This is a genomic window from Belliella alkalica (genome assembly GCF_022549785.1).
In the GTDB taxonomy this organism is placed as follows: domain Bacteria; phylum Bacteroidota; class Bacteroidia; order Cytophagales; family Cyclobacteriaceae; genus Belliella; species Belliella alkalica.
This window is the reverse complement of sequence record NZ_JAKZGO010000033.1, coordinates 1-13,173: the sequence shown is the minus strand read 5'-3', so window position 1 is coordinate 13,173 and position 13,173 is coordinate 1. Positions and strand designations below refer to the sequence as shown.

Genomic DNA, 13,173 nt, shown 5'->3' with positions numbered 1-13,173 from the left:
CGACGTATGCCGAACTTGAACCTGTATATCGAGGGTCATACCGATCAGCGTGGAAGCGAGGAGTACAACAAGTCCCTGTCAGAGCGAAGATCGGAAGTTGTGATGAAGTACTTGGTGAACAGGGGTGTAGATGCAGCAAGGATGCAGCACGAGTGGTTTGGCAAGACAAGGCCGGTAGTGGACTGTGGAGAGTGCAATGCCGCCCAGCATCAGTTAAACAGAAGGACAGAGTTGAAGCTGAAGAAGTAAAAAAGGTGCCCGCTTGCATAGGCATAGCATGCGGGAAGTCCCTTAAAATCACAATAAAAAGACTCACCTCTTAGGGGTGGGTCTTTTTTTAAATCCACTATTGTAATTTAAGTTTTATGTTTATTCACTTTCTTGACAGAAGCTAACCAAATTGATATGTTTTAAGTCAATTGATGCATTAGTAACTAATTGACAAATAAAGATTGTCCACATGATTTTAACTGAAATACTCACAAAGTGTTGTTGTGGCCTATCATCAGGAAAAATCATATGTATATACGCTAATTTGCCACTAGCTAAACAAACTTTCACCAACAACGGCGTTTTATTGCTATTAACTGTCGTTCGTTGAAAGGTGACCATTTTCCTCAACATGATTATTTGCTTACGTTATTACTGGCAAAGTATCGGATAATCATAAAAAATTATGTGGAAATTCATTTTTCACTAATAGTATTGAAGCTCCTTAAATAGGTTTTTAAACGAAAAATTTTTAAAAAAGGTAAAATTTTGTTTGAAAATACTTAGGTTTGGTTAAAATTTGCTTTCAAATTCAAAAATGATTCTAAAGCATATTCTTTTTTCCAGATCACCCTTCTACAATTCCGAACTGAAAAATCACCCAATATTCAAATCGAAATGAATGAAATTGAATAAAAGTTAAAGTTATTCTAAAATTCTCTTAAAGTAGAAATCCTTTCAAAAAAACAAACAATTTAACTTTCATATTAATAGATATGTAAGGTTTTATTAGATGTTGGTATTACCTAAGTTGTACACATTGTCCAATTATTTGAAATACAATTTGATTTTGATTAACAAAATAATTTGTGGTTTAGATAAATGCAGGATGCATAGAATTCAGAAATAAATGAAAAGCTTCAAAACTTCAAAATTAGTAGGTTGTTCCTTACGTTTGATTACCCTAATCGGTGTAAGTAGTGTTCCAGCGTTAAGCGAAGGTATATTTTTAGATAAGCAATTTTCTTATACTTCTGGAGCAGTATTGATAGACAATTCCAAATTTGAATTTAATAATGATAATAGTGATTCTACCTCTTCAAAACCTGATTTCCCCTTAACTGTAAACATGTTTCAAGATTCTGTGATAATGAGAAAAGTCGAAGAAGATTTATTGAAAGTCAAGGAGTTGATTGGTGTTTCTCAAGAACAGGAAGAGGAGCTAAAATCTCTTTTATTAGATAAATATGAGTATTTGAAAGTGCCAAATACTGCTAATTCACGAACTCAATTGGTTTTGAATTCTTTATTTAGACGACTAGAGGACAGTTTAGATTCTCAGCAAATTGATGTTTTGAAAAAGTCAGGGCTAATAAAACTTTGGTTTCAAATAGAAGAATAATGATGGTAATTATTAATAAAATAAAAATCATCTCTTTAGGATTGATCTTAAGTTTTTGTTTTCTTTCTGGGGGGTTATTAAGAGCGCAATCAACCTTTACAACCAATCCAAATGATGTGCAGATTGTAACAGCGCTGACTGGTAACGGTCTAGGGATTTCGAATGCTACGCTTGAACGTGGTTCCAGAAATCCACAAATCGCCACATTTTCAAATGGGATTGCTGGAGCAGGATTAGGGATTGATTCAGGCGTATTATTTTCTACAGGAAATGCAGGTCAGGATCTTACAAATAGAAATATATCGACAAGCAGATCCATTAATCCCACTTCTACAGGTACAGACCCAAATATCCTAGGGATCAATCCTGCAGCAAGCTTTAATACCGTGGCATATTCTTTTGATATTACATTGGATCCAAATTCAAGTGGTATTCGAATAATTTTTCAATTTGGATCAGAAGAATATCCAGATTATGTAGGAAGTTTTTTTAATGATGTGTTTGGTTTTTTTGTGTCTGGGCCGGGTATAGGCGATGGAGTGAATCCACAAAACGTAGCTCTCCTACCATCAAACAATGCTGTCATAGCGGTTAATTCTGTGAATGGTGGAGTGCTAGGTGTAGCATCGGATGGCACTCCTGCAGATCTAACACAAACACAATTTTATATCAATAATGGACATTTGAATACTGGCGCACTCAATCCGGCTCCTCAACCTGGTCCATTTCCAATTCATATAGAGTATAACGGTATCACTACAGCTATAGTCAGAGATATAGCGGGTTTGGTTCCTGGAGCTACTTATAGATTCAAAGTAGCAATTGCTGATGTGGGGGATCCTTCATACGATTCAGGAGTATTGCTAAATCAGATAATCGGTTTACAAGAGACAGATCTAGAATTGGAAAAGGAAGTTAATGAAACAAGTCCCGCATTTGGTGAAACTGTGATATTTACATTGACAGCCTCTAATAATGGCCCAAACAGTGTTAATGAAGTGTCAGTATCTGATCAATTGCCTACTGGGTATACCTTTTCATCGGCAGTTGCTTCTAAAGGTTCTTATGATCCTTTGACTGGAATTTGGAATATAGGTCTTTTTGAAAATGGAGATGTTGAGACTCTAGAGATTCAGGCAATTGTAAATGAAACTGGTATTTACTTGAATCAGGCGAGTATCCAAGCAGGTAATTCTTTGGATAGTGATCAGACAAATAATTTTGCTGAGGCCTCCGTAACACCAATCCGGAAATCAGATGTTGGTATTACAAAATCAATAAATAACCCCACTCCACTTGCTGATTCTAATGTTGTATTTACCTTGGTAGCAAATAATAATGGACCAAATACAGCTACAGGTGTAGTCGTTACTGATTTGTTACCATCAGGCTACAGTTTTGTTAGTGCGACATCTTCTATAGGTAATTACGATAACGTAACAGGGCAGTGGACGATTGGGGACTTGGTCAGCGGAACAAGTGCATCTTTGGAAATTGAAGTTGTGGTACTTCCAACAGGGGTTTATATAAATAGCGCGACAATTGAAAGTGATAATTTTGATCCTGACATAATTAATAATCAATCAAATGCAGGAATCATAAGTATAATAAACTGTACTGAGGCTGGAATACTCGGAAACACGGTGTTAGATGACCTACAGTTTTTGTCAGGCACTGGTACAGCTACAGATCTAAATGAAGGGGATTTTCTCATTAGAGAAAATGCTTTCAATATTGCTGGTACGCAGTATGATGTTTTGATTGAAATAGTTGAGTTAAATAATTTAGGAAGTGGTAGACTCGAAATAGCCCAGTCAGGTTTAAATGCTGGAAGTTTACAGTTGGCAAATGTTCTCGCTACTTCCGATCCTAATTTCGTCTATGATTACACCATAATTGAGGCAGGATCTGCGACATCTGATAATCCTACCGGTACTGCTGTTACGCTAAGTAATGTATGGATTACATTGGCTGATATCGATGGCGCTTTAGGAATTAACGTAGGTGAAGTAACTGGATTTTCTCTTTCAACAGCTCCCGATGGACTTTTAGTTGGTGGAGAACTTGTCAATGAAGGGTTTTTGGCTTCTACATCAGCAGGCTTTGAACTTTTCAGGCCAAGTAATATCCCTGGGGAGAATGTTGGTATAGAAAATTTAAATCATGCAGTTCAGATGTTTTTTAATACATTTAGCACTGGTAGATTTATTTTTGGTGTTACTGGCTCTCATACCTTTACCATCAATAGAGCCCAAGTATTAGTGGTCAGATCAGAGGATGTTTGTAATTCAGATTTGGCTATAGTTAAGACAGTGGACAATCCTACACCAACCGTGGGTGAAAGTATTAGATTCACAATAACTGCGACGAATAATGGCCCAAGAGATGCAAATGGAGTTATTGTTACTGATGAATTGCCTTCAGAATTCGAATATATTGGGGACAGTTCAGGTGGAGCATATGATCCAGTTACTGGACTATGGACAATCGGTGACTTGATTTCCGGAGAGAGTATCACTTTAGAAATTGAGGTATTTGTAAATATCATTGGTGTTCATACCAATACAGCGAGTATTAATGGCGACATTGAAGATCCTAATTTGTCAAATAATTCTGCAAGTGTAAGCACTACAACTGTATGCAACGCTGGTGATGAACAAGTTCCATTAAATGGTACGAGAATAGTTAATCAATAATGCGAAGGTGTCTTTTGAGGAATTGCTTTAAATGGCTCCTTAAAGTCTATTTATATACAATTGCTCCTACAGGCAAATGATTATGTTAAGGTTTTTTACCTCTATTTTTTACTGATTTTCGGGGGTAAGAGATTTTTATAGCAAAATTATTGCTGAACAAATTGATTTTTGTGTAATTAAAAAAACGATTGTTTGTACAAAAATTAATAATTTGCACTTCTATCGAATCTGTAAATGATATTTGGATGGTGGATCGCTTAGTAAGTTTTGAACTGAAGCGATTTACTAAAAATTTATCTAACAGAAGATGATTGTTGTTTAGTTATTACTTAAAGTAAAAATATAATTGTCCATCATAAGTAAATTACCATTAGTGGTGAGGAGTATATACTTGTTTCTAGTGTTTTTGTTTAAGTTTTTTATTTTCTTATTTCAAAAACCTAGAATTGTTTTTTTTCGCTATAGCATTTCAATAAGCTTATTGCGGTATTCAGTAATTATGATACTAATTTCAACATTGTCGAGTTTATCGAAAGTATCTGCACAGGTAACTGTGGTTTTTGAAGGTACTGGAAGCCAAACTTGGCAAGTTCCTCAGGGAGTTCAATCTGTAGATGTATTGATCGTAGCAGGTGGTGGCGGAGGTGCTGGTAATTCTGCCTTCAATAGTGCAGGCGGTGGCGGTGGCGGGGCAGGCGGCCTCATCTATAGAGAAGGATATTCAGTCACACCAGGTTCCAATATCTCTGTCATAGTAGGTGCCGGGGGCAATGGAATTAACGTCCCAAGCATTGCTGCAGGGAATGGGGGTAATTCCGTTTTTGACGGACTGGTAGCCCTTGGTGGCGGTGGTGGGATCATTACCCCTGCAAATAATAATACCCCTGCAAACAATGGAGGGTCAGGAGGTGGGGGGCGACAGAATCCAGCAGGTTTAGGTTTGCAGCCAACAAGTGCTTCTGGAGGTTTTGGAAACAATGGTGCTAGAAATTCTAATGATAATGGTGGTGCTGGTGGTGGTGGGGCAGGTTCTCAGCCAGCAAATATTACTGGGAATGATGGAGGGCTTGGAGGGAATGGCTTAAATTATGGAACTGTATTTGGGACGCAATTTGGAGTTAATGGTTTTTTTGCTGGAGGAGGAGGAGGAGGTGGTAATGCACTGGGTGCTTTAGGATCTGGAGGCCTAGGTGGTGGCGGAAATGGATCTAGTGCAAGAGATAATATCGCTCCTACGGCAGGGATTCCCAATACTGGTGGTGGCGGAGGAGGTGGTAGTTCCTCGCATGGTGGAGCCAATGGAGGTTCTGGAGTGGTTTTGTTAAGATACAATCTTGTTTCAGATCTGTCTATCTCCAAAGATGTAAATAATCCTACTCCTAATAGTGGTGATACTATCACTTTTCAACTTACTGCAACCAACAATGGGCCTAGTGATGCGACTGGGGTATTTGTACAGGATTTACTTCCTTCAGGATACTCTTACTTAGACCATACGATTTCCTCTAACGGGGGGGCATACAACCCCATTACGGGTTTGTGGGATATCGGTAATCTACAGCTAGCAGATTCAAGAGTGCTAACAATCGTAGCTTTAGTAAATTCATCAGGGGACTATATTAATAATGCTACTATCAATGGAGATAATGATGATCTGGATCTTTCAAACAATCTATCGACTGCAAGCATTACAGTTTGCAATGCAGGTAGAAATCAAGTTATTCTAAATCAATCAAAGATCAACAACTCCTTCCCATAGATCGTATTCAAAATTCCTTTTTTTTAAATAATAACATAGTCCTCTGGTCAAGTTAATCCAGCATTGGAATTATGTGCTGGTGATTGAAATCCTACAGTAGATCTATACTTTTTACTGGGCAAGTCATTATGAGTACCACTTTTGGAGTTTATCTCAGAGTTAATGGCAAACATTACAGATCTGATTTAAAAAAAAATCCATCAAAGTTGCAGTCGAATTATGCAATGGAGGTAAATATCAGGCACCTTTAGTTTCAAATAAATTCACAAATAAAAAAGTATTGATTATTAATCAATTAAACATATTAGGAGCTACTAAGACTTTTTTATGATTTTTCCTTTTTTTTTTTTGACTCAGGAATTTAGCAGTTATTTTTTTGGTCAGGGTCTTTTTGATAAGCGGCGAAAAAAAAATTTCAGTGGTCAACGGAAAAAAAATGCTTCCGAGGTACATTTTTATGTATAAATAAGTACTTTTGCGTATTGTGAGGTACTTTATTCTTGTTATAGAATAATAAAACGCTGATTGTGTACATGTTCAAACATGGCTAATTAGTGGCTTTGAATACTTATAACAAGTAAATAGTACTTTAAAAAAGATTTTCCATTATAACAATATATATGAAAAAAATTCTACTCCAAACATTTCTATTGCTTGTAGTATTTTCAACATTTGCCCAAAACCCTGCCTTAGAATTTGCAGCTGGGGATGGGAATCCTACAGGAAATGGACCGGTAACCTCAACCACTATAAGGTTTAGGAATAACACCGATAATCCAACTGGGAATACATTTGCCACTTACAACCCAGCATTAAATGTAAATGTTGCGTTAACAAATCAACAGTATCTCAATCACCCACAAAACACTAATGGAAATGCAGGGAATCCAAATAATCCATCGAGTGTTATTGGATGGTTTTTTGGATCTAATGTAGCAGATCCTATTTTTCCATTATTGAATTTTTTTAGTGATCCAGTTAATTCAAATTTTACATCGAGTGGTAATATATCAGCTGGCACAGGTATTGCTGTTGCTTCGAATAGGGGTGTTGCAATTGCGAATGGACTTACTGTTTTAAATGGATTGCCTTTTGCCGGGAAGCACTGGATGCACGATATAGTGATAACATTTAATAGACCTGTAAATAATCCTGTTCTTCATTTTATGGGGTTAGGAGGTAGCGGTGCAGGAAGCGGTTTTACAGCTGAACTAGACTTGTTAACTACAGGACTCACATTAAATAGACTTTCCGGTACTCCATTTTTTTCTGTTGCGGGAAATCAAATTTTGAATACCGCTGCTGAGCCAAGAGCTAATGGAGCTGGAGTCGCACATGGATCTGTGCTTGTTCAAGGTGATCAAATTACTTCTCTAACATTTAGAGTGTTTGTTAGAGGTCAAGCTGGTGTAGCTGGCACGAACTGGGGAGCTGCTGGTGTAGAAGATGGTTGGATTTTAACTTTAAGTAGCCTAGAATCAAACCTTTCTGTTACTAAAACAGTAAACAACCCTACTCCAAACGTGGGTGAAAATGTTATTTTTACTGTAACTGCTACTAATAATGGCCCAAGCAACGATACTGGAGTAAATGTACAAGATTTATTACCTAGTGGTTATACTTACGTATCACATACAGTATCAGCAGGGGGCGGTACGTATACACCAGGCACGGGTTTATGGAATATAGGAAATCTAAACAATGGAGTGACTAGAACGCTCTCCATTACAGCTACTGTAAATGCTTCGGGAAATTATACTAATGTAGCTACAATTTCAGGAACTAATTCGGACCCTATTTTATCGAATAATCAGGCTAGTATTGATGTCGTTCCTTTCCCTTGCCCAAGCTCAATAAATAGGGTAACTAATGGTGTTTTCCCTACTACAGGCGGAAATACGAATACGGTTCCAGGATGGATAGTAGGTGGGACGTATGCACCTTCTGGCCCATGGGCTTCACCAACAGGTAGAGTACAATTAAATGCAAATGGTTTGGAGTTTAGAAGAGATGTAAATACTGTTACTACCCTTTCGCAAAACTTAACAAATATCAATGGGTTAACCACAATAAGTTTAAATGATTTTTATTGGTTTAGAACATTGCGTGATACTAATGCTGGAGGTTTTACTTTTACTGTATCCTATGCTGGAACCATATATGCCACAGTTTCCTCGACAACAGTGGATGCTACAACCTCACCGTCAGTTGCGGGGAATAATGGAGCCACTGTCAATATATCAAGTTTACCTTTGGTTGCTTCACAAACGTCCAGATCGAGCAACTCCAATCTGGTCATAGTTTTACCATCTGGTATTCCGCAATCGGGAGCATTACTATTTACTTTTACAGCTAACAGTGACCCTACCGAGGTTAGGGATATCGGTATGCGGTCAGTGGAAGTTAAAAATTGTCCATTTTCTGATTTATCGGTAACAAAAACAGTAAATAATCCTGTACCCTCAGTTGGTAGTAATATTGTGTTTACTGTGACAGCTACTAATAATGGACCAAATAACGATACTGGTGTTCAAGTTCAAGACTTGTTGCCAAATGGCTATAGCTACGTGAGTCATACAGTTTCAGCAGATGGAGGTACATATACACCAGGCACGGGTTTATGGAATATAGGAAATCTAAACAATGGAGTTTCTAGAACACTTTCCATTACGGCTACTGTAAATGCTTCGGGAAATTATACTAATGTGGCTACAATAAGTGGTGATAATGGTGATTCAAACTTGAATAATAATGAAGCTAGTGTAATTACAAACCCTTTGATTCCCTTTAATTGTGGTGACAACAGGTTGTTTTTAAATCAAGCTGTAGTAGCTTCAGATCCTTCTATTTTATTCGATATTGAAAGATCTAATAATCCATTTATTTACACTCCAATTGATAATGGAAGTCATGGAATTACTTATAATGCCATTGGGTACAATTCTCAAGATAATTTTGTTTACGGTATTCGAGAAAGCACTAATCAACTAGTAGTCATTGATGCGACTGGCATACCGATTAATTTGGGAGCAGTTACTGGTTTGCCTCTAGCAAACTATCTTTCTGGTGATTTTGACGAAGATGGTTTCTTGTATGTTCACAGCACTGGCACCACATCTAATAGTATTTTTAAGATTAATGTTGCAACACGCACTGTTGTTCAAACGATCAGTTTATTTAGAAATGTTATCTTTTTTGATTTAGCATACAATCCTGTAGATGGGTTTTTATATACGGTTTTAGGTAATACAGATCCTTCTGCTCCTGGTAGAATTTGGAAAATAGATAGGAATACGGGAGCTGTTGTAGCGTTAGGTCCAACTCCTTCATCGACAGTTAATTTCGGAGCATTATTTATAGATGCTTTGGGTAATTTTTATGGAGTAGCTAACAATGGCAGTGGGTTTTATCAATTTGATTTGACTACTGGACAAAGAACAGTTATTTCTGGGGCACCATCCTCTTCCTTGAATGATGGAGCAATATGTGCGTCCAGTATTTTAACTTTTGATACGGACCTGCGAGTTACCAAAACAGACGGAAGTAATACTTACACACCTGGTAGTAATGTAGTCTACACAATAGTAGTTACCAACGCTGGTCCATTTGGAGCAACAAATGTTTTAGTCAGCGATCCTTTGATTGCTGGTATTCCTGCAGCTAATCACAGTTATACTGCATCTGTTTCAGGAGGAGCAACCACAAGTGTATCTGGAACGCAAAATGGAGCAATCAATGATGTAGTAAATATACCTGTGGGCGGAACAGTCACCTACACCTTGACAGTCTCAGTTCCTGCAGGTTTTACAGGTTCAATGACAAATACTGTTACTGTAACACCACCTTCAAATATCAATGATATTGATTTGAGTAATAATGAAGCCACAGATATAAATAATCCACTATCTGACTTGTCTATTGCCAAAACAGTAAACAATCCAACTCCAAACGTGGGTGAGCAAGTTATTTTCACTATTACAGCCACCAATAATGGGCCTAGTACTGATACTAATGTAATTGTAGAAGATGTCTTATCATCAGGTTACACTTTTGTTAGTGCCGCACCATCTGTAGGAACATGGTCAGGGTCAACTTGGGCTATTGGAAATTTAGCCAATGGTGCAAGTGTTAATTTGCAAATAATAGCTGAAATAAATGTAGTTGGCGAACATACCAATACAGCGACAATATCAGGTGACAATGATGATCCTAGTTTGTCTAACAATGAAGCAAGTGTAAGTACCACTACAGTATGTAATGCTGGCGATGCGCAAGTACCATTGAGTGGGTCAAAAACTAATAATCAATAATTCCTAGTTCTACAGATGAGAAATTATTTACTAATATTCGTTACACTATTCATAGGTGTATTCAATATCCAGAATGCAAATGCACAGTGTACCTCTTGTACTGTGACCAATCCCGTCCTGAGTGGGAATTATACGTTTGCAGCGGGTACTACAGTTTGCTTTACTTCAAACGCTACCTTAGGTGACGTAGTATTTCAAAATAACAGTAAAATATGTGTTGCTCCGGGAGTAACAGTTGTTATTCAAAACAATATCAACTCTTCTAATGGTGATAATTTAGAGTTTCAAATAGATGGAACACTTCAGTTCAACCAAGTCCCTCAAATCAATGCCAATCTTGACGTTCAGATAGGTACTAATGGAATTATGCGTTCTGGCACTACAGGTGGGAATAACTTTACCTTTTCTGGAGTAAACAACGTCCTCAACAATAATGGTACTGTACAGGTGTCTGTACTAGGTTTTACTAATTCGTCAAGTACAAACATTGTGGACAACTATGGGCTTTTTACTATAGGTTCAAATATTAACGTTCAGGGAAATACAGTATTAAGAAACTGGGATACAATTACTATTGGCCAAAGCTATAATAACAATAGCAGTAGTTTGTACATCAATTGTGGCACGATGACTTCTGCTAATGGTGTCAATATTGGCGGAGGTGAGTTTATTAATACAGGGACTTTTAATGTCACTTCTGGTCAAATAGATTATGGTAATAATGGTCGTTTTAGAAATTTTGGAATAGCTGACCTGAATGGAACCAATAATTCTACTTCAACCTCTCTGTTATATAATGAGGGATTGGTTAGGATTCGTGAGTTTCAAGGTGACGGTCGTATAGAAGGGCCTTCGACTGGAACTGGAAAGTTGGGCTACATAGAAATTACAGGAAATAATAGAATTAACCTAAATAATAATCAAATAGGCCCTAACCTTGATTGGACTTTTACGCAAGGAACAACTCTAAATGGCGATGGTAGACCAACCTCATCTAAACCTGGAGCAGGTGAGAATGGTACAAATGTCAATTCAAATAGACAGTGGATTTTTCAAAATATGAATGGAACTTACCTTGAAGTTGCTACACAGTCTTTCGATTGTCGTACACAGGGTAATTGTGCAGCTCCGCTTGTTTCAAATATTGGTGCTTGTCCCAATACCGATGGGACATTTCCTCCCGCTGCATTATCATCAGATCTTTCTGTCTCCAAAATAGTAAATAATCCTACCCCAGTAGTCGGTAATACAGTTGAGTTTACTATTGTTGCGACTAACAACGGGCCAGGTAACGACACTGGTGTCGAAGTGTTGGATCTTTTACCGGCAGGCTATTCTTACCAAAGCCACACTGCTACCAATGGAGATGCTACTTATAACCCTCTGACAGGTGAATGGGAAATCGGTAATTTAAACGCTGGCAGTTCACATACTTTAGTGATTACCGCAGAGCTTATTTCGATTCAAAGTGATTACTTTAACTTAGCGACTATCAGTGGAAACAATCCTGACAACAATCCTGCAAATAACAGTGCAGGTGTTTTAGGTTGTACCAATGGCCCACAATCAGTCAATTTAAATGCTTTGTACACAGGCACTCCTCCATCTGGTGTAGTGCTTCAGTGGTTTACGACGCAAGATCGTCAGCCTGGTACGGAAGTTTCTGACCCGACTAATGTCACTGTTTCTGGTTTTTATTATGCTTTTTTCTTTGATACAGTTAATTTATGTTACAACACAGACTTTTCTACAGCTGGCGTCAATGTGATTATTTTGCCTCCTTGTCCTTCTGCGGATTTGGAGATTGTAAAAACAGTTAGTGACTTAACACCATTTGTAGGGGAAAGCGTGACCTTTTCGATTGAAGTCACTAACAATGGTACCTCGCCTTCTACAGGTGTGACTGTGACAGATAATGTTCCTGCAGGTTATTCAGTAACCAATGTAACTGCTCCAGCAGGTACATCTTGGACAGCTCCAACGTGGATCATTGGTACTTTGGGAGTTAATGAGTCTGTCACACTTACCATAGAAGCCATTGTTTTAGCTACTGGCCCATATGAAAATACGGCTACTGTTAATGGTAATGAAACGGACCCTACGCCGGGTAACAATACATCGACAGTTACGCCGGTGCCTGTGAATGTGTTAGTGGCGACTGATGACACGGTGATAGACATCAACGGTTACGATGGTGAGGATGATGTAGTGAATGTGTTTGGTAATGACACGTTGAACGGAGATCCAGTAGATCCATCCGAGGTTACGTTGTCGGTAGGAGGCACAGAGGTCATCACTCCYGTATCGTTCCTAGACGCGGACAACAACCCAACTACTCAGGTAGTATTGAATGCAGACGGCAGTGTAGACGTTCTTGCCGGTACGCCTGCGGGTACCTATACGTTGGAGTACAGCATCTGTGAGGTRTTGAATCCGGACAACTGTGCTACAGCGACGATAAGCATCACGGTAGAAGCGGCAGAGATAGTGGCGACTGATGACACGGTGATAGACATCRACGGTTACGATGGTGAGGATGATGTAGTGAATGTGTTTGATAATGACACGTTGAACGGAGATCCAGTAGATCCATCCGAGGTTACGTTGTCGGTAGGAGGCACAGAGGTCATCACTCCYGTATCGTTCCTAGACGCGGACARCAACCCAACTACTCAGGTAGTATTGAATGCAGACGGCAGTGTAGACGTTCTTGCCGGTACGCCTGCGGGTACCTATACGTTGGAATACAGCATCTGTGAGGTATTGAATCCGGACAACTGTGCTACGGCGACGATA

6 protein-coding genes are annotated in these 13,173 nt (G+C 38.4%); all 6 read left to right on the top strand.

The window, feature by feature from the left end:
• The first annotated feature begins 6 nt into the window (after positions 1-6).
• Complete coding sequence (locus MM213_RS20255; RefSeq protein WP_241414623.1) at positions 7-249, top strand: OmpA family protein; 243 nt, start codon at positions 7-9, stop codon at positions 247-249.
• 871 nt (positions 250-1,120) lie between these two features.
• Positions 1,121-1,612, top strand: a complete 492-nt coding sequence (locus tag MM213_RS20250) for a hypothetical protein (RefSeq protein WP_241414707.1) — start codon at positions 1,121-1,123, stop codon at positions 1,610-1,612.
• The gene (locus tag MM213_RS20245) at positions 1,612-4,308 is read left to right on the top strand and encodes a DUF11 domain-containing protein (protein WP_241414706.1); all 2,697 of its coding nucleotides are present in this window, start codon (positions 1,612-1,614) and stop codon (positions 4,306-4,308) included. Before MM213_RS20250 ends, MM213_RS20245 begins: the two co-directional genes overlap by 1 nt.
• Positions 4,309-4,807: 499 nt before the next feature.
• Positions 4,808-6,067, top strand: a complete 1,260-nt coding sequence (locus MM213_RS20240) for a DUF11 domain-containing protein (RefSeq protein WP_241414705.1) — start codon at positions 4,808-4,810, stop codon at positions 6,065-6,067.
• Between the two features lie 620 nt (positions 6,068-6,687).
• Positions 6,688-10,377: a DUF6923 family protein gene (locus MM213_RS20235; protein ID WP_241414704.1), complete on the top strand. Its 3,690-nt coding sequence runs from the start codon at positions 6,688-6,690 to the stop codon at positions 10,375-10,377.
• A 15-nt stretch (positions 10,378-10,392) separates the two neighbouring features.
• On the top strand, positions 10,393-13,173 hold a 2,781-nt coding region (locus MM213_RS20230; RefSeq protein ID WP_241414703.1), incomplete at its 3' end, for a DUF11 domain-containing protein.